Genomic DNA, 19,351 nt, shown 5'->3' on the forward strand with positions numbered 1-19,351 from the left:
AGGAGTTGAGGGTTATGACGAATGAACAGGTAGTGATTTTCCATGACATTATGGGATTATTTGCAAAGCGATCGGGAGAATCCCTTTCGTCCATACTGAAATCCAATATTGAAGTAAAATCTCCCCAGTTAAAGGAGATGAAGGTAAAAGAGGTGGAATACGCTCTTTTAGAACCGGTAATTTTTGTTAAATTCTGTCTCACCGACGGGGCGGCCGGAACGATCGCGATGATTTTCCGTCAGAGGGACATGCAGGTATTTTTAAATGAACTGATGGGCAACGACGATCTTCCGGAGCCGGACTTCCTGTTCGACGAGGTGGCCGTCAGCGCCGCAGGCGAAATTATGAGCCAGATGACAAAAGCGGCGGCCGACGCTATCTCCGAATATCTGGTGGAGGGCGCCGGAATGAGAGCCTCATCCTGCCAGCTCCTTCTCTCCGATGACGTTTTGAAGCTGGAGAAAGTAATGGGCGGCGACGGAGAAGACACCACAAACGTAATCACTTATAAACTTGTAATCAATGACATGATCGAGAGCGAGTTTATCCAGTGTGTGTCAGAAGAAGCGTTTCGGAGCATTGAAGAGGCCATGGATCAGAAAATAGCCGCAAATAAGGAGAAAATGGAGCAGGAGAGGGCTTTAAACCTGCAGAATATCGAAGCGGGAGCCGGTTCCGGTATGACGGCCGGCCAGATGCAGGCGTCATCCGCCCCTGCACAGCAGGCAAAAGGAGCTTCTGCGGTGCAGGCCGGAACTTCGGGAGGCGCGGTTCATCCGGCGGTACAGAGCCAGGAGGCGGAGCCGGCGGTGAAGGGCAACCTTGGCCTGATTATGAATGTCCCTCTGAATGTCTGCGTGGAGATTGGAAAAACAAAGCGCAAGCTCAGGGATGTTCTGAATTTTAACAATGGAACGGTGATCGAGCTGGATAAGGCGGCGGACGCCCCGGTGGACATTATCGTCAACGGACAGCTCATTGCCAGAGGTGAAGTAGTAGTGATTGATGATAACTTTGGCGTGAAAGTCAGTGAGATTATCAATACCAGGAATATCATTCGAAATGGTGGATTGTCTTGAAACGATTTAATATGCTGGTGACAGCCGGTGTGATCGGGATTATATTCCTGATTATCATCCCTCTGCCGACCTTTTTACTGGATTTCTTTTTCATAATCAATATTACACTGTCATTCCTGATCCTGTGTATGACCATGTATATCAGGGAGGCCCTGGAATTTTCCATATTCCCGTCCATCCTTCTGATTACGACGCTGTTCCGTCTGGGACTGAATATCTCATCCACAAGGCGGATCCTGTTTAACAACGGAGACGCGGGACAGGTTGTAAAGACATTCGGCCAGTTTGTCATCAGAGGCAATGTGGTCATTGGTTTTGTCATCTTTTTGATTATCGTTTTAGTACAGTTTATCGTCATCACCAAGGGTTCGGAGCGAGTAGCGGAGGTTGCGGCCAGGTTCACCCTGGACGCCATGCCGGGAAAACAGATGGCTATCGACGCCGACTTAAACAGCGGTCTGATCGACGAAAACCAGGCCAGGACAAGGCGTTCCAAGATACAGAGGGAGGCCGACTTCTTCGGCTCCATGGATGGTGCCACCAAATTCGTAAAAGGAGATGCCATCATCTCCATTATTATCACACTGATCAACTTTATAGGCGGTCTTATCGTCGGTTTTACCAACCATCAGGGGACCTTTTCCGATATCATGCAGATCTACACGACGGCCACCATTGGTGACGGACTGGTATCCCAGATTCCGGCGCTGCTGATCTCGGTGGCAACCGGTATGATTGTTACGCGTTCGGCATCGGAGAACAACCTGAGTGAAGATGTGGCCAGCCAGTTTTTAGCCCAGCCAAAGGTAATTATGATTGCGGGCTCGGCCATCCTCTGCCTTGTGCTGATTCCGGGATTTCCGGTACCCCAGATCCTCGTCATTTCGGCGATTATGATCGGGGGCGGCTACTACCTGCAGAAGAAAGAAAAAAGCATCGCGGAGGAAGCGGCTGCCGCTCCCGGTCTCGTTGAGACGGAAGTAACCAGCGAGGCGTCCTTCTACAAAAATATAGAAAATGTATATAGTCTGCTGAGTGTGGAGCAGATCGAGATGGAGTTTGGTTACAGCCTGATTCCGCTGGTGGATGAGTCCAGCGGCGGTAATTTCATCGATCGCGTCGTCATGTTCAGGAAGCAGATGGCCGTGGAGATGGGATTTGTCATTCCGTCCGTGCGAATCAAGGACAGCGGCCAGCTCAATCCCAACCAGTACAGTATTCTGCTGAAGGGGGAAGAGGTGGCAAGGGGAGATATCCTGACGGATCACTTCCTTGCGCTGGCGCCCGGTGAGGACAGCGACGACATTCCGGGAATTGAGACCGTGGATCCCGCATTTCACATTCCGGCCAAATGGATCAGTGAGGATAAGAAGATCCAGGCCGAACTGGCGGGTTACACCCTGATCGATCCGACCTCGGTAATCATCACCCATCTGTCGGAGATTATCAAGGAACATCTGCACGAACTGTTAAACCGGCAGGAAGTCAACAACCTGCTGGAAAATTTAAAAAAAACCAACAGCACCATTGTGGATGATACCATCCCGTCCGTCATTACGGTCGGAAATCTCCAGAAAGTGCTTGCCAACCTTCTCAGGGAAGGCGTCCCGATCCGGGATATGGAGACGATCATTGAGACACTCTCCGATTACGGCTCCCAGGTCAAGGATACCGATATGCTGACCGAGTATGTAAGACAGGCGCTTAAGAGAACCATTTCCCACCGCTTCTCCGAGGCGGGACAGATGAAGGTGATCAGTCTCGATGAAAAGATAGAGAATATGATTATGTCTTCCGTGAAAAAGATGGATACGGGGTCCTACCTGGCCCTTGATCCGGTGACAATCCAGAAGATTATCAATGTCTCCACCACCGAGATCGGCAAGATCAAAGAGCTGGTCAGCGTGCCAATCGTGCTTACATCGCCGATGGTGCGGATCTATTTCAAAAAACTGATCGATCAGTTCTATCCCAATGTGACGGTCGTTTCTTTCAGTGAGATTGACAATAACATTCAGATACAGGCGTTGGGAAGCATCGCCTTAAACTAACGAAAGCAAGAGATAGATGCCTATGGAAAGCAGTCGGAATAACCATGAAAAACCGGGGACCGGGCATGAGCATGGCGTCACGGAGCAGAGCGGTTTCATGCAGGCGCTTCTACAGTATCAGAAGACGAAGAACCATGAGATAAGAAATGAACTGACCATGAGCACCCTCTATATTGTACGGTCCGCAGCGGCACAGATGCGGGCGGTGGCATCCGGTTACGCCCAGGAAGAAGATTTGATTAACCAGGGAGTGCTGGCCCTGATGGACTGCATGGACCGGTATGACGAAACAAAGGGAGCCAGATTTGAAACGTATGCGTACATAAGAGTCCGCGGCGCCCTGATCGATTTTGTCAGAAAACAGGACTGGGTTCCGCACAGGGCAAGAAACTTCAACAAAAAGATAGAGGAGGCCTCCGCTTTTCTCGCCAACCGTGATATGAGGGAACCCGACGTGGAAGAAATAGCCCGTTATATGGATCTTCCAAAGGAAAAAGTGGAAAGCCACATTCAGTATATGAACCATTCCTCGATCATTTCTCTGGAATCCATGCTGGAGGATATAACCGGATCGGCCCTCCGGGCGGAGCCGGAGAACAGGAATGATTCGTACAAGCCGGAAGAGAGCCTGTTTTATAAAGAGATATGCCGGACGCTTACACGTTCCATCGAGTCTCTTGGTGAAAAAGAACGGCTTGTGGTGACTCTTTACTATTATGAGGAATTGAAATACTCGGAAATCGCAGAGGTTCTGGAAATCAGTGAATCCAGAGTCTGCCAGATCCATACAAAGGCGATTACAAAGCTTAAAGCGGATCTGGACGAGTATGTGAGAGGATGAGAGTATGTTTTCAGGATTTTATACGGCGGCCTCGGGAATGCTGATGAACCGCCGGGCATTAGATGTAACGGCCGATAATATGGCAAACCAGAAGACGCCGGGATACCGTTCCAAACGCCTTGTGAGAACCACGTTTGATCAGCAGCTGGTGCGCCAGATGGGCGGTCAGACAACGCCGATCGGCCAGGGTTCTCCGATTGCCGTTGTGGGCCAGGAAGCGACGAATTTTGAAGAAGGAATTATCATAGATACAGATAACGCCTTTAATATGGCGATTCACGGTGACGGTTTCTTTGTCATCCAGGGAGAAAACGGAGAATATCTGACCAGAAACGGCAATTTTGAGAAGGATGAGGAAGGTTATCTGGTGCTTCCAGGCAAGGGATACGTCATGGGAGACGCGGGTCCAATCGAGATCGGCGAGGACGGTTTTAACGTCGGGACAAACGGCGTCATTTACGACAATGAGGGCGGAGAACTGGATTTATTCCGCATTGTAGAGGCCGATAATTACGAGAATCTGGAGGTCTATGACAACGGAATGTTCGGGGCGGGAACGGCACAGCTCACGGAGAGCTATCCGGAGGTGTACCAGGGAAAGCTGGAACAGTCCAATGTAAATTTAAACGATGAGATGGCGAGGACGATGGAAATACAGAGAGCATTCCAGTCCTGCAGCCGGGCAATCACGATTATCGATCAGATGAACCAGAAGACGGCATCGGAAATCGGAAAGATCTGATTTACGATGCGGGAGGACAGATAGTATGAACAGTGCATTTTATTCAGCGGTTTCCGGCATGAAATCATTTCAGGCTGAGCTGGACGTGACGGCCAATAACCTGTCAAATGTCAATACAACCGCTTTTAAAGCGTCAAAGGTTTCCTTTGATGAGCTTATGAAGACACAGATGGATACAAAGGCCGAGGGAGAACACCTGATAGGCCACGGAATTAAGGTCGGCCAGATAAAAACCAATGTCAAGGCAGGCAATCTGCTCCCCTCCGACAGCCCGACGGATTTTGCCATTGTGGGAAATGCCTATTTTGCCATCGAGGGCGGCGAGGACGAGGAAGAACCCCTTTATACAAGGGACGGTTCCTTCCAGATATCGGCCATGGAAGACGGCAATTACCTGACCACGAAGGACGGCCATTATGTGCTCAGCATGGATGGCGACTACGTAGAGCTGGAATACAAAACGGTAAAGGGAAAAGGGGAGCGTGAGGAAGATACGAACGTCCTTGACCTGGAAAACCTGAAAGATAAGATCGGCTTATTTACCTGCGACAACCCGGCAGGGCTGGAAGCGGTGGGAAACAACCGTTTCCGCACCAGCGCCACCAGCGGTGAATGGTATGAGGTGGACCAGGAAGAGGCCGATGAGGACGGATATGTAAGCAGCAATCCCAAAATCATAGCACAGGCTCTGGAAGGTTCCAACTCGGATATCGGAACAGAGATGGTCAGCATCATTGAATCGCAGAGAGGATTCCAGCTCAACAGCCGGATCGTCACAGTGGCGGATCAGCTTGAGGAAATGATCAATAATCTGAGATAGGGATGTCTGCGTGTAATCTGAGAGCATCACTGCGGTATCTTTCTAATTTACGCAGTATGTACTTAAAAAAATGTCTCGCGAAATATGGACCGGAAATGGTAACAGGAGGGATCTTATGGGACAGAAAAACCGGTTTTTCAGCTTATTTTCGAGAAACAGGAAAGATGCGGCAAGCGGGGAAGACAGAGAAGAAAAGCGGCGTGAGCCGGAGGAAAAAAAGAAATTCCGGCTTAAAGATCTGGATCCGGATGAGGGATACCTGAAGGAAGAACCGGATGAGACGAAAAATAAACCGTCCGACACCATGAGCGATTTGATTGAGACGGTGGAAGACTGGAATGATACAGAGAAAAAAAGAGAGCTTGGGACAGAGGATACTTCCGGCTCTCCTCCGTCCGCCGGGAATAATGCCCCGGCGGATACAAATCCTGCTGAAAGCGATCAAAATGCAGAGGTTGAACCAAAAGATGCATTTGCAGAAATCGCAGTCGCGGAGGATAAGATGAGCGCCTCCATTCTGGTAAACAGCCCCGTAGGAGGGGGCCGTGACATTACGCTGGAAGAAATCCGGGATATGCTGGATCAGATGGGAATCGAATACGGAATTGACGAAGACAAACTGAAAGACATCGTGGAAAATGAACTTTACAATCAGGTGTTCCAGTTTGCGGAGGGAACGCCGGCCATCGACGGAACCAACGGAAAAATCAAGGACTATTTTCCCAGGCACAAGGAGGTCAAGTTTGCCTCCAAAGAAAATGACAGCATCGATTTTAAAAGCACGAACTACATCCACAATGTCAAAGCGGGGGAGCTTGTCTGCGAACTGACCCCGCCGGAGCCGCCCCAGGACGGTGTGGATATCTTCGGGAACACGGTGTATGGAAAACCGGGCATTATGCCTCCCATCCCACAGGGAAAAAACGTAGTATACAACGAGGAAAAAGACAAATTACTCACGGGCTGCGAGGGGAACCTGTCGTTCCGCAGCGGCCGGTTTCATGTGGAAAAGATTTTAAATATCGGCGGAAATGTGGATAACTCGGTCGGAAATATCGATTTTACCGGAAGTGTCAGCATTAAGGGCGACGTTTTAGAGGGATTTACGGTAAAGGCCAAGGGCGACATCACCGTTATGGGAATCGTGGAAGGGGCAACCCTGATTTCGGGCGGCAGCATTATCCTCTACAAGGGAATGCGCGGAATGAAGAGCGGCGTCCTGGAGGCGGCCGGCGATATTACCGCCAAGTTCCTGGAAGACAGTAAAATCTACGCCAGGGGCGATATCCAGGCGGAATACATCATAAACTCGGAGGTATCCTGCGGCAATAACCTGACACTGACGGGCAGAAGAGCCGCCTTTATCGGGGGTGTGTGCTCCGTCTATAATACCATGAATGTAAAAACCGTGGGTGCCATGAGCCAGATTACGACGCTGGTGACGCTCGGTGTGACGCCGCAGCTTCTTGGAGAGGTGGAAAACCTGAAAAAGGATATTGCGGACATCACGGCGCAGTTAGATGAGTGCAAAAAGAATATCACCTACCTGAACACCAGACAGAAGGCGGGGACCATCTCGCCGAAACAGACGGAAAAACTGAACGAATTAAAGATATGGCTGCCCGTCAACACGATGAAGCAGAAGAAAATGAAAGATCAGATGCAGAAGCTGACCTTACAGCTTAAGGAGGTCAAGAAATCCCGGCTGACTGCCAGGGAAGTGTTCGGCGGAACCATCATCTCCATCGGGGACAGCCGTCTGGTAATATCGAGAAAAGAAGAAAACTGCAGCTATTATTATATGGATGGGCAGATTAAGAGGGGATTGCGGTAATGGCAGATATACTCAGGGTGACGTCACCGGTGCTAAGTAAAAACGTAGTAGAATCAAATAAACCGGTTGCAGATCCGTCCATTCCCTTTGATCTCCAGGAAATCAGCCACATAGTAAAAAATCCGAACAGCAGCGGCCTTTTGGGACAGCACAACGTGCTGCAGAAGGAGACGGGTTCCGCCGTCCTCATGAACCTCCTGAAGGATCCCGACGTCACGGTAAATTACCTCAAAAACATCTATATGCTGGAGGAGATCATAAATCTTCTTCCGGTCAACAATAAAACGGTGACACAGGAGATACAGCAGCTGTTCCAGTCTCTCCTGATTAAGCCGGATCAGATAGTGGAAGAGCTTCTGAAACAGGAGTACGCCTCCACCCTTTTCAAAGGACCTCTGTTTGAAAACCTCAGGGGACTTCTGGCGGAGAATCCCGGCATGTCGAAGGAGATTGCCGATCTCCTGAAATCGGTAAACGGGACGATTGCCAGACAGGATGTGATGGATTCGGCGGCAAACAGCCTGGAATATCTGAGTGACCAGCTTGCGGGAAGCAGCCGCCTGTCGGGCCGTATCAGTGACCTGTTGATGCAGCTTCGGGCGCCGGACAGCGCATCGCACTTCCAGGCGCTGAAGGGAGAAATCCTGGAGCTTTTAAAGGATCTGGAAAGCAGCATCCTCTACAGTCCGCAAATTGAAAAGGTAGTTCCCATTATCATTTACAACCTGTCGCGTTTTCAGGACAATGAGTCCTTTTTCCAGGAATCCTTGTTAAATGTGCTGATTCATATCAACGGCAGGGAAAACAAAGAAGAACTGAAACAGCTTATATTTGACTATATAGAGGGATTCCGATCCGGGGAGACGGTTAAAAACCGATCCAGGATCATGGATGTCCTTGCCGAAATCATCGGAAAACAGGATCGGGAATCCGAGATGGCCAGTTTAAACGGTGATAAAATAGAAAAGATCATCGTGAGCCTGCTGTCATCGCCGTGCAACTACACGCCGCTTCTTCATTTTGTCATCCCCGTGGAATACCAGGGGCTTACGGCATTTTCCGAACTGTGGCTCGACCCCAATGACAGCGGTTCGAAGAATTACAAGGGTGAGAAAGACGGAGAAAGCCATGTGCATGTCCTGATCACCTTTGACATAAGCGGAATCGGCCAGTTTGAGGCCGAGTTCATGGCGGATGGAAAGGAGCTTTCCTTTTATCTGTTCTGCCCCGGCGATTACGCCAGGATATTTGCAGGCCTGATTCCGGAATTTACCGGGATCATCCAGGAAAAGGGATACCGCCTGTCGGAGCTTAAGGTGGATAAACTCGATAAAAACCGTTCCCTGATGGACGTTTTCAAAAATTTACCGTATAAAAGGACTGGTGTCGATGTCAAAATCTAAGAAAAATAAAGCGGTTGCGCTCAAATACAACGCAGAAGAAGACACATCCCCGGTGGTCATTGCCTCCGGTTACGGGACCGTGGCGGAAAAAATCATAGATATCGCCGAGAAAAAAGGAATCCCTGTATTCAAGGATGACAGCGCCGCCTCCCTTCTCTGTATGCTGGAAGTCGGGAGCAACATTCCGGTGGACCTCTATGAGGTCGTGGCTGCCATCTATTGCAGGCTGCTGGAGGCATCGGCCCAGATCAAGAGCGAGGAAGTCATCTCCCAGGCGAAAAAGCAGGAAACGGCAGGCAGAAAACTCCTAAGATCCCGTACCTCGGCCAGAACGGCGGAGAGGGCTAAGCGGGCGGAGAAGGAAGCCGGCGGGGAGCGTGGAGACAGTGGGGGGAAACGGACTTAGAAGTAGGATGTGGAAATAAGTAAGGTGTGGGAATAAAGTAAGGCATGACAAGGAGGTAGCATAAGTGGTTATATTACCGGATGATTATATTGGTTCTTCCTGCGTGATTAAATCGACCGGCAACGATCTGCTCACCATGGGTATTTTACATAAAGTCAAGGATACGTACATTGATATTAACAGTTCCAGAAATGAGCTTCCCGAGATCCCTTACAACATGGTGGTTAAGGTGGAAATCTACAACGCAAAGCTGGGATTCCGCGTGCTTGTGGGTAACGTATACCTGTCTACCTCTAAGATTGTCCGTATTATCAATCTGACGGAGGCGACCAACGACGAAAGACGCCAATACTTCCGGATCAGTTCCAGAAGCAAGGCCGTGATTCTCAGAATCAGTCACACCTATACCGACGAAAACGGTGAAACGGGTGAGTTGGAATATCTGAACCAGAATGTACAACTGGTGGACATCAGCCTGGGAGGCCTGATGTTTAAATCAGATCTGGAACTGGGCATAGGAGATACATTCGATATCGTGATTGAGGAGATGCGGGATTCCATGATTTACAACTGCACGATCCGCCGCGTTGTCCCAAGAGCCGATAACCTGGTGGGGTATGGCTGCGAGTTCATGGATATGACAAATCTGCAGGAGGATCTGCTGTATAAGTATATATTGAAAAGGCAGAATGATCAGTTGCGGAGGATAAGGTAAGATAAAGCTGGAAAAATCGGGATGCAGAAGACCAGGATGCAGAAGACCAGAATGCAGAAAATCAGGATGTAAGAGGTCAATATGTAAAAGCCAGGATACAAGAACAGGTATGGCCTGCCGGAACGGTTGGTTAAAAGACGGAGAATTGAGAGGGAAACCAGGTTGCATAGAAAAACTTCCCAGGATAAATTAGTGGTGAGGAGCAGGAGAATGATGATTTACACGTTTCTTCTGATCCTCGTGTTTACATATATAGGCGCCAGAGGACAAGTCAGAAAACTAAAGGCACAGGACGGCGCGGTGCTTGAAAAGATGGCAGAATCGCCGGAAGAACAGTTGACAGAACAGCCGAAGGACCCGGATGCCGGTGAGCAGACGGGATTTTTTGCATGGGTGAAGGGACTGACTGACGGGAAAGAGGAAGTTGAAGGAAAAGATGAGCTCGAGGGAAAAGGCGAGGCAGAAGGAAAAGACAGAGCTGGAGGAGAAGGCGGAGCCGGAGAAAAAGGTGGCCCCGAGCGAGAAAAACAATTTAGTAGTAAAAATGAAAATGACAGTACAAAAGAAAAAACATCATTAACAGAAGGTGCAGCGGTAAAAGAGGCATCCGGAAACAGTGGGGAAGCAGGCCCGGTGATCCGCCAGGAGAATATGTGGGCATTGATTCTTACAAATGCCAGGTATCCGATTCCGGAGGATTACACCGTGGAACTGAAGGTTCTTCCGGGTACGGAACAGTCCGTGGACGCCAGAATCTATGACACCACACTTCGGATGATATCGGATATGAAAGCGGAAGAGCTTCGCCCGATTGTCTGCTCGGCTTACAGGACATTGGACCGTCAGGAGATACTGTTTAACCGGAAGGTGAAGAGCTATGTAAAAAAGGGATACAGTATGGAGGCGGCTTCCAGGGAGGCCCAGCATGTACTTTCAATTCCAGGCTCCGGGGAACACTGCCTGGGACTTGCCATTGACGTGTGCTCCCAGTCCTATCAGAGATTGGAAGAGGGATTTGAGGATACAAAAGAGGGGAAGTGGCTGCGGGAACACTGCGCGGAATACGGATTTATACTGCGGTATGATAAGGGGAAAGAAGAGAGTACGGGTATTAATTATGAGCCGTGGCATTTCCGGTATGTAGGTGTGGATGTTGCAAAATATATCACTGAAAAGGGAATAACGCTGGAAGAGTTCTATATTGAGGAAAGTTTGTACGGTTAATGAGCCGGAACAACAGAATTGAGAAGGATAAAAGCAGTGAAAGTTAAAAATGCACAAAATTGAGCTATCAATTTTGTGCATTTTTACGGTAAAGACTTTCCCATTCGGTTCGATATTTAAAGTAGGACGGTAAGGATGGTATGTTCTCACCAGTCTCCCTGCCAGACAGGGCCCGTTTGGCAGACAAACCGGGCAATGGAGAGCACGCTTGGCGCACTTTTCACTGCCACTCAAAAAAAGGACATGGAAGTCCGGAAAACTATTACATGGAGGTAATATTATGAGGATTCAGCACAACATTATGGCACTCAACTCCCAGAGACAGCTGGGTATCAACAACAACAATATTTCCAAATCTCTTGAGAAGTTATCTTCCGGTTACAAGATTAACCGCGCCGGCGATGATGCAGCAGGTCTTGCAATCTCCGAGAAGATGAGAGCTCAGATCAAAGGTCTGGAAACAGCAACCGATAATGCAAATGATGCAATCTCTCTGATTCAGACAGCAGAGGGCGGCTTACAGGAAGTTCATTCTATGTTAAACCGTATGACCGAGCTGGCTACAAAGGCATCTAATGGAACGTATGATGACCCGGTAGACCGTCTGGCAATCCAGGATGAGTTCAATGCATTAAACGATGAGATTGACCGTATTGCAGACAGTACAAATTTCAATGGTATTAAGCTTCTGGATGGAAGTCTGAATAATGCAAGCTCAATTGACGTAGGAGTCGGAACAACCGGAACGAATCTTCATGCAAGTGTCGGCGCAGGTGCGGCAGGAAAGACGATTACAATCACAAATGATGTTGCTAAAGAGGGAGGAACTATTTTGGTTGATCTCACGGGCGGCAATGTCTCTGTCAAACTCGGTTCCAAGACAAACGCATCCTCCTACACGGCAAAGGATATCGAGGACGCTATTAAGAATGCGGTACAAAAGGGGATTGACGACGGTTCCCTGAGCGGAGCTGTGGCTGAAGGCTTATCATCTATTAAGCTGGAAGGCCAGACAATCAATTTCACTGCCGATGCTGCTAACCAAACAGGTACGGCTGCCACATTTGGAGCAGCTCAGGTAGATGCAAACGGTAATGCAATCCATAGCCTTACACTTCAGATTGGTGATACCAATGATGGATTTAACCAGTTGAACTTAGCTATAACAAACATGAAAGCAGCTAATTTAGGCGTACGCGGCGTAACAGTTGATTCCCTTGCCAATGCACAGGGTGCAATGGCTACAATCAAGACAGCCATCAACACCGTATCCACACAGCGCGGACAGTTAGGCGCTCTGCAGAACCGTCTGGAGCATACAATCAACAACCTCGGTGTAACAACAGAGAATATCACTGCAGCAGAATCCCGTATCAGAGACGTAGATATGGCGAAAGAAATGATGACATTTACGAAGAACAGCGTTCTTCAGCAGTCTGCACAGGCAATGCTTGCACAGGCAAATCAGCAGCCGCAGTCAGTTCTTCAGCTGCTTCAGTAATTATCAGAAAAAGATTAAAGGCTGTGGGTTTTCCACAGCCTTTTTTTAACTAAAACGAAGATATACGAAAGTACGCCTGGCAAATTTAAAGTTTTGAGGCGGAATATTACAGAACCAAGGCTTTTTAATGCCTCGGTTCTTTTTTTACAAGCATAATCGCCTGTACAAGCGCACCGGTTACGGTAGATCCGAATTCCTCTTCGGCTTTAGCCTTCTTTGTGTCGTCATTCTGTTTCATCACCACATACCGAGGAGTCAGCTTATTCAGGGCGATAGCAGCAATATCCTTCTTACATTTGTTGCACTTACAGCAGTTAAAACGCATCAGCGTACTTTCCAGGCGGGAGATAACCAGGTCTTCCATAAGATTAATTAGAACCATGTCCTGGGATTCGGGAAGCTGCAGGCCGGCAGCAGGACGCGTGCGCGCCGGGTCGCCGCCGCCCGGTACCGGTATACTGTGTTCATCTGCACCGGCGCTGCGGTTGTTCTTTGCTGAAGTAGGCATAATTTTCCTATACATCATATCTTTATCGATTTCAGTTCTGCTTTTTGCCATGACTATAACCCCCTCCTTATCAGCTCATCAATCAGGTTTTCATAGTCTTTTACAGCATTGCTTTTTGGAGCATACTGAAGAATTGACTGCTGCAGTGACTGTGCTTCCCGGAGGGCAACACTCTCTCTTATGTAGGTATCCAGAAACGGGATCCCCAGATCTTCCGCAATCATGCCCACCGTCCCCATCACTTCACGGCTGAAGTTGGTCCTGGGATTATGTTTGGTGAGAAAAATCCCCAGAACATTAATGGCAGGATTGCAGTAGTTTTTTACACGCTCAATGGTTTCTGCGAGCTGCGTAATTCCCTGCAGGCTGAAAATATCGGACAGCATGGGAACCAGGACATAGTCGGCTGCCGTAAAGGCGTTAACGGTCAGGATACCGAGTGCAGGCGGTGAGTCGATGAGGATATAATCATACAGAGACTGAAGCGGCGCCAGGGCATTTTTTAACAGATATTCTCTTTCAGCTCCAGTGAATTCAAGTTCAATGCTGCTGAGAAGGATGTTTGATGCTATCGTATCGGTCAATGGGGCCTTCTGCACGGCATATCGCGGTTTCAGCTCCCCTTTCAGTACGTCATAGATGGTTGCGCTGCTGTCCGCATCAGCTCCCAGGCTGAAGGTAAGATTGCCCTGCGGATCCAGATCAACGGCCAGAACTTTATAATTACGGGATTTTAATCCAACGGCCAGTGCGTTAACAGACGTAGTTTTTCCAACGCCGCCTTTTTGGTTGGAAAGGACGATGGTCTTTGCCATTACAGTACCCCCTTAACGAGTAAATTCGACATTTTTCTTAGTGATTATTATATCAGGAAAACAATGAATATACAACGACGGAAATACCGGAGAAAAATTATAAAAATAAATCCGAAATAGACTAAAGTTTTTCATAAAAGATTCGATAACATAATTAGGAAAAGAATAATAATCAAGTCTATAGATAATAAAACGGTCAAACCAGAAAGGATAACGCGGATGGATGTAAAAGTGACGAGAAATATGGCAGTATACCAGAGCGCGGTGGCGGCTGGCAAAAGCACGGATAAAAATGTATCCATTCCGTCAGCTGCGGATGGCAGAGTGCGGAATGACGAGATACGAATCAGCAGCGACGCGATGAAAAAGCAGGAGGCTGCAAAAATCTCTTCAACACTTTCCCAATCAATAAAAGAAGGAGCGTCTCCGGAACGGATTGCAAAGCTGAAGGGACAGATACAGGACGGAAGTTATCAGGTATCGGCAGAAGTAATTGCCAAACGCCTGATGTCAGGATTCCAGAATTCATTATAAATCGGCAGAGTATACAGAACAGGGGATAACAGGGTGAAGGAACTGATTGAATTTTTGAAAGAATACACCGCATTTTTTGAGCAGTTGGAGGAAAAACAGCAGGAGAAGCTGGAGAATCTCTCCACAAAGGAATTAAAACAAATAGAGGAGACCATAGTTATCCAGCAGGCTTCAGATAAGCAGATGGAAAATATGGAGAAGAGACGGCAGGAACTGATGGACTCGCTGGGACTCGCCGGATGCACATTTAAAGATCTGTTGGAACGCACGGATGGTGAGGACCGGAAACAGCTTGTCAATCTATACAGCCGACTTACGGAAGCGGTGGATAATGTCAAATTCATCAATCAAAAAGCGGTAAAGCTGGCCCAGACGGAGCTTCTACGAATGGGAGTTAAAACATCCGGACTATCGGGTGTAGGAAGCGGCGTTTATAAACCGGATGCCGTTTCCAGACGGAACATGTTTGAAAAGAAGATATAGAATACAGGGATATGGAACACGAGGATCTTATATTAGGATGGGAGAGTGGCTCAATTGAGACCGACATTTATGGGGTTGGAGACAACTAAACGTGGGCTGATGGTACAGCAGAAAGCCCTCGATATTATTGCAAACAATGTGTCTAACGTTAAGACAAAGGGATATACAAGGCAGCGGCTCGATACCGTAACGGTTCAGGTATATGGAAGTGACCGCTTTGCAGGCAGTTCAATTCCTCTGGCCGGACAGGGTGTGGATATGAAAGGCGTGGCCCAGATAAGAGACTCATTTCTGGACAGTAAATTCCGTCAGGAATATGGCGATGTAGGATACTATGACCAGAGTGCGGTTATTCTCGATGAAATACAGGCGGCAATCAGTGATCCGGAAGTGGACGGCAGCGGAATCCAGAATGCTTTAAAGATGATATCACAGGCGCTCTCTGATTTCAGCGGCAATCCTCAGGATGAAACCCACGCCAATATTGTAATGAATTCCTTCATGGGTCTGACCCAGGTTTTGAATGAGTACGATACGAAACTGAAGGGAATCAGGGAGAGCCAGATTTACGATCTCAGCGTTTCAGTCAATGATATTAATACAAAGCTGGCCCAGCTCACCGATTTGAACAAGACGATTACGCACGAAATCTTTTTAAATACTGATTATGACGGTGTGGTATACGGACCGAATGATCTTCTGGATCAGAGAAACGTTATTCTAGATGAGCTTGCCAGGTACGGCGACGTCAAAGTTTCTAACAAAAGCGACGGCAGTATCCAGGTCAAATTTAACGGTCAGGTCGTTGTGGAATCTGAAGGCGGAAATTTCTGGAATGACTCAATCAAGCTGGCGGATGACGGAGTGAGCATGAAGTGGAATAGGGATAACCGGACGGTGGCTCTTCCCACCGGTTCCCTGCGCAGTTACAATGAAGCTCTTACCGGTGACAACAGTTTAAATAAGGGAATTCCCTATTACCAGCATAAGCTGGATACAATGGCATCCAAACTGGCAGAGGTATTTAACCGGATTATTCCGGAGACCTACCAGACGGCGGACCCGAAGATCCCCGATACATATAAGAAACTTTTACAGGGGGACGAGGATGGCAACGTGACGGCGGGAAATATTTCTATCAGCGACGTCTGGGCGAATGACGCCTCTTATCTGCTTGAGAAAAACAATCCGAGCGGCCAGATGGCGACCGACAATATATTAAGCATGAAAAAGCTTCTTGACGATGATCTTCAGATGGGAGAATTTAACGGAAGTTTTTACGAATACGTGACACATGTAACGACGACTTTGGGCACTCAGATCAGTACGAACGATGCCAGGCTGAAATCGTGTGTAGCAACTGCCAACAGTGTGGATACGGACCGGATGTCTCAGTCGGGAGTATCCCTGAATGAGGAAGGCGTCAACATGATGTCATATAATAAGGCTTATCAGGCGCTGGGTAGGCTCATGACTACGATGGACGAACAATTGGATATTCTTATCAACAGCGTAGGACTGGTAGGAAGATAACGGGATAGGAAGGGGAACACTTTATGAGAATCACGGATAATATGCTGCTGGCGAATTATAATACGAACCTGCAGCGCAATATAAGTAATCTGGCCGCTTCAAATATGCGTCTGGCATCGGAGCGTTCATTCAACCATGTTTCTGAGGACACCTCCTCGGCGGCGCGCGCATTTGTCATCCGCGATCAGCTTGCGAGGACGGAGGAACATATCAGGACTATTGATAATGCATCAGGGGAACTGACGTCTGCGGAAGGCAACATTATGGTGATTCAGTCCATTGCGACTTCTGCATATGAGACTGCGACCAGTGCAGGAGGACCAAAGGAACAGAAGGATTTTGAGATTCTTGCAGAGCAAATCAATGGGCAGAAAAACGAGATGCTCCAGACTATGAATGCGACTTATGCAAATAAGTATCTGTTTTCTGGATCCGGCAGTGAGGCTCCTTTTTCAGTTTCGGCGGATGGAAAACTTCTGTTTAACGGAACGCCTGTAGACACGGCAACATCTGCAGGCGACTTTAAAAACAACGAGGATGTCTATCTGGATATTGGATTTGGAATCAACGGCCAGACTGGTACGGGAGCCAAAACGGGAATCAAGATTTCGACCTCCGGTGTGGATGTACTCGGATATGGTACAGACGGGGACGGAAACCCCAATAATGTCTACAGCCTCATGGATAAGCTGGAAAATCAGCTCAGGGCCGGTGATAAGGACGGCGCTATCGCCACAGCGGAACTGTTAAAGGATAAGGCGTCAAGTATTTCAAACTCGATTACAGAGATTGGAACAAGAGAAAAACTGCTTGAGAGGACGAAGGACCGTCTTGAGACGAATCAGATTAACCTGAAGGAGAGTCAGCAGAGCCTGGAGGGCGTAAAGCTTGAACAGGAGGCTACCGAAAATAAAAATTATGAAATGGCATGGATGGTTACCTTACAGCTTGGCAGTAATATCATACCGGCGTCAATTTTTGATTTTATGAAATAATGATCAGGTGAAGAGGTGTTATTATGATGAACGTGTTAAAAATAACGTCAACTCCGATTAAATTGTCGATGACGTCCCAGAGAGCGAGACTGGAAGCGCAGCTGCCGTCGCCGCACGTAAATATGGAACAGACACCGGGAAGTATACAGATGCATTCTCGGAATATCAAAGTAAATATCGATACGTATGAGCAGCGTCAGAGTCTGGGGCGCAGGACGAATCAGGATTTTCTGGCCTACCAGGCAGATAAGGGTAAAGCGGCGGCGCAGGATGCCACGGCCCGTTATGTACAGGTTGGAAATCAAATGGCCCAGATACAGAAAGGGGCAAATATACCGGATATTATCTGTATGCAGATGTCGTCACAGATGCAGCCCCGTACCGATTTGGAAGCAATGCCGCTTCCGCCGCCGGACATAAGCTGGACACCGGGAAGTCTGGAAATGAAATACACTCCGTCCAGCATTGAGTTTGAGGCGGATATAAAAAATGCAAAGACAAATTATGTACCGGGAGAGCTGGCGATCAATGTGGAGCAGTATCCAAAGGTGGAGATCGAGTATATGGGAGATCCTATGTATGTTCCGCCGAGCGCCGCGCCTGGTTATGAGGCGGAACGCTAGAATATGGGATGAAAACGAACCGGCGGGCAGAGCGGTTGGAAGGAAGAGTATATGAACATAGAGACGCGGGATTTTGGAATCGTTGAGATTAAGGACAATAATATTATTACATTTAAGCAGCCGATCTATGGCTTTGAGGAGTATACCCAGTACGTTTTGGTCACAGATTCCAATATGGGAAACGGGATCTGCTGGCTCCAGTCGATTGAACAGAAGTCAGTCTGCTTTATCCTTATGAATCCACTTCAGGTATGCAGGGACTATGCCCCGGTTGTCATGCAGGATGTGCTGCTCACGCTGCAGGCGTCTCCAAAGGATGATTTGGACTGCTGGGTGATTGCCGTAATTGGAGAGACATTCCGTCAGTCGACAGTCAATATGAAAAGTCCAGTTATCATCAACCACAAGACGAACCTTGCCATGCAGGTAATATTGGACCAGGATTACCCGATTCGCAAGCCAGTATTCGGTCCGGAGAGTGAGGAGTCGGTATGCTGATCTTAACAAGAAAAAAGGGTGAGTCTATTAAAATAGGGGATGAAATAGAGATCTTTATCACGGAAGTCAAGGGTGATAAGGTGCGTATCGGAATCAGCGCTCCGGAAAATATGAAGATTACAAGGACGGAGATTTACCTCACAGTGGAAAACAATAAGGAGGCTGCGGATAAGGTAGATCTGCTGAAAGTATTCCAGCTCACCCGGAACCTCTACGCCTCCAACCAGGAGGAGGGGAACACGGAGGAACCAGATGGAGATTGAGAAAGAGATAACGGAACTTCTGCGGGAGAAAGCAAGACTGTTCAAACGCTATGAGTCGGTGACGGCGCAGATGATGACGGATTCGTCGGAAGATATAGACTTAATGATAGAGAGTGTATCGGAACGTGAGCAGTTAAAACAGCAGATTGATGAACTGGACGGAAAAATCAGGGAGACGGCCGGACGAAGCGGGGAAGGCGGGCTTTTGCTCCAGGCATCCAAGAATCTTTGTGATTATTCAGAGCTGCGTCCGGAACAAAGAGAAATATTTGAAGCCGGTCAGGAACTCTTTGGAATTATCACCCGCATCAGGAATATGGAACCGCAAATTAACAAAAATATGGAATCCATGATGTCCGTCTTACGGGACCGTATTAAACAGAATAAAACCAATTCCAAATTTACCGGATATATGAACAACATGGGAATTCAGGCAGCCAAAGGGGTGCTTTACGATAAAAAACGATAATCGCCGTTTCGGCT

The 19,351-nt window shown here is 48.1% G+C and carries 21 protein-coding genes; 19 read left to right on the forward strand and 2 right to left on the reverse strand.

The features are described from left to right. Positions 1–14: 14 nt before the first annotated feature. From fliN to V3C10_00205, 11 genes are all read left to right on the forward strand, one after another. Complete coding sequence (gene fliN, locus V3C10_00155; protein ID WVP62287.1) at positions 15–1,079, forward strand: flagellar motor switch protein FliN; 1,065 nt, start codon at positions 15–17, stop codon at positions 1,077–1,079. Further along, complete coding sequence (gene flhA / locus V3C10_00160) at positions 1,076–3,130, forward strand: flagellar biosynthesis protein FlhA (protein ID WVP62288.1); 2,055 nt, start codon at positions 1,076–1,078, stop codon at positions 3,128–3,130. The genes fliN and flhA overlap by 4 nt, the downstream gene beginning before the upstream one ends. A gap of 22 nt (positions 3,131–3,152) precedes the next feature. Then, a complete protein-coding gene (locus V3C10_00165) occupies positions 3,153–3,971 on the forward strand; it encodes a FliA/WhiG family RNA polymerase sigma factor (GenBank protein ID WVP62289.1) in 819 nt (272 codons plus the stop codon). A gap of 4 nt (positions 3,972–3,975) precedes the next feature. After that, positions 3,976–4,713 (forward strand): flagellar hook basal-body protein, encoded by a 738-nt coding sequence (locus tag V3C10_00170; protein ID WVP62290.1) that lies wholly within the window; start codon positions 3,976–3,978, stop codon positions 4,711–4,713. 25 nt (positions 4,714–4,738) lie between these two features. Further along, positions 4,739–5,533 carry a flagellar hook-basal body protein gene (locus tag V3C10_00175; GenBank protein ID WVP62291.1) on the forward strand — a complete coding sequence of 265 codons (795 nt, stop codon included), beginning with the start codon at positions 4,739–4,741 and terminating at the stop codon, positions 5,531–5,533. 115 nt (positions 5,534–5,648) lie between these two features. Then, positions 5,649–7,367, forward strand: a complete 1,719-nt coding sequence (locus tag V3C10_00180; protein ID WVP62292.1) for a FapA family protein — start codon at positions 5,649–5,651, stop codon at positions 7,365–7,367. Next, complete coding sequence (locus tag V3C10_00185) at positions 7,367–8,770, forward strand: antitoxin (protein ID WVP62293.1); 1,404 nt, start codon at positions 7,367–7,369, stop codon at positions 8,768–8,770. Before V3C10_00180 ends, V3C10_00185 begins: the two co-directional genes overlap by 1 nt. Beyond that, positions 8,757–9,176: an EscU/YscU/HrcU family type III secretion system export apparatus switch protein gene (locus V3C10_00190; GenBank protein ID WVP62294.1), complete on the forward strand. Its 420-nt coding sequence runs from the start codon at positions 8,757–8,759 to the stop codon at positions 9,174–9,176. Before V3C10_00185 ends, V3C10_00190 begins: the two co-directional genes overlap by 14 nt. Positions 9,177–9,240: 64 nt before the next feature. Further along, a complete protein-coding gene (locus tag V3C10_00195) occupies positions 9,241–9,891 on the forward strand; it encodes a PilZ domain-containing protein (protein WVP62295.1) in 651 nt (216 codons plus the stop codon). Positions 9,892–10,101: 210 nt separating this feature from the next. Then, positions 10,102–11,115, forward strand: a complete 1,014-nt coding sequence (locus tag V3C10_00200) for a M15 family metallopeptidase (protein WVP62296.1) — start codon at positions 10,102–10,104, stop codon at positions 11,113–11,115. 280 nt (positions 11,116–11,395) lie between these two features. Continuing rightward, positions 11,396–12,616: a flagellin gene (locus tag V3C10_00205; protein ID WVP62297.1), complete on the forward strand. Its 1,221-nt coding sequence runs from the start codon at positions 11,396–11,398 to the stop codon at positions 12,614–12,616. Between the two features lie 124 nt (positions 12,617–12,740). On the opposite strand, the gene V3C10_00210 is transcribed toward V3C10_00205, so the two are convergent. Both V3C10_00210 and V3C10_00215 read right to left on the reverse strand, forming a co-directional pair. Then, positions 12,741–13,175: a late competence development ComFB family protein gene (locus V3C10_00210; GenBank protein ID WVP62298.1), complete on the reverse strand. Its 435-nt coding sequence runs from the start codon at positions 13,173–13,175 to the stop codon at positions 12,741–12,743. A gap of 2 nt (positions 13,176–13,177) precedes the next feature. Continuing rightward, positions 13,178–13,939, reverse strand: coding sequence for a ParA family protein (locus V3C10_00215; GenBank protein ID WVP62299.1), 762 nt, complete (start codon positions 13,937–13,939; stop codon positions 13,178–13,180). 219 nt (positions 13,940–14,158) lie between these two features. On the opposite strand from V3C10_00215, the gene V3C10_00220 reads away from it, so the two are divergent. The 8 genes from V3C10_00220 to V3C10_00255 are packed head-to-tail and all read left to right on the forward strand — an operon-like array spanning position 14,159 to position 19,337. Beyond that, complete coding sequence (locus tag V3C10_00220; GenBank protein WVP62300.1) at positions 14,159–14,473, forward strand: flagellar biosynthesis anti-sigma factor FlgM; 315 nt, start codon at positions 14,159–14,161, stop codon at positions 14,471–14,473. Positions 14,474–14,506: 33 nt separating this feature from the next. After that, positions 14,507–14,956 carry a flagellar export chaperone FlgN gene (gene flgN / locus V3C10_00225; protein ID WVP62301.1) on the forward strand — a complete coding sequence of 150 codons (450 nt, stop codon included), beginning with the start codon at positions 14,507–14,509 and terminating at the stop codon, positions 14,954–14,956. A 54-nt stretch (positions 14,957–15,010) separates the two neighbouring features. Continuing rightward, positions 15,011–16,489 (forward strand): flagellar hook-associated protein FlgK, encoded by a 1,479-nt coding sequence (gene flgK / locus V3C10_00230; protein ID WVP62302.1) that lies wholly within the window; start codon positions 15,011–15,013, stop codon positions 16,487–16,489. A 23-nt stretch (positions 16,490–16,512) separates the two neighbouring features. Further along, entirely contained in the window at positions 16,513–17,484 is a 972-nt protein-coding gene (locus V3C10_00235) for an FgL, flagellar protein (GenBank protein WVP62303.1), read from the forward strand. Positions 17,485–17,507: 23 nt separating this feature from the next. Further along, the gene (locus V3C10_00240; GenBank protein ID WVP62304.1) at positions 17,508–18,107 is read left to right on the forward strand and encodes a DUF6470 family protein; all 600 of its coding nucleotides are present in this window, start codon (positions 17,508–17,510) and stop codon (positions 18,105–18,107) included. A gap of 51 nt (positions 18,108–18,158) precedes the next feature. Next, complete coding sequence (locus V3C10_00245; protein ID WVP62305.1) at positions 18,159–18,605, forward strand: flagellar assembly protein FliW; 447 nt, start codon at positions 18,159–18,161, stop codon at positions 18,603–18,605. Continuing rightward, a complete protein-coding gene (gene csrA / locus V3C10_00250) occupies positions 18,599–18,868 on the forward strand; it encodes a carbon storage regulator CsrA (GenBank protein ID WVP62306.1) in 270 nt (89 codons plus the stop codon). Before V3C10_00245 ends, csrA begins: the two co-directional genes overlap by 7 nt. Then, positions 18,858–19,337: a hypothetical protein gene (locus tag V3C10_00255; GenBank protein WVP62307.1), complete on the forward strand. Its 480-nt coding sequence runs from the start codon at positions 18,858–18,860 to the stop codon at positions 19,335–19,337. The genes csrA and V3C10_00255 overlap by 11 nt, the downstream gene beginning before the upstream one ends. Positions 19,338–19,351 lie beyond the last annotated feature (14 nt).

Origin of the sequence: [Clostridium] symbiosum, from assembly GCA_036419695.1 — a bacterium.
GTDB lineage: Bacteria > Bacillota > Clostridia > Lachnospirales > Lachnospiraceae > Otoolea > Otoolea symbiosa_A.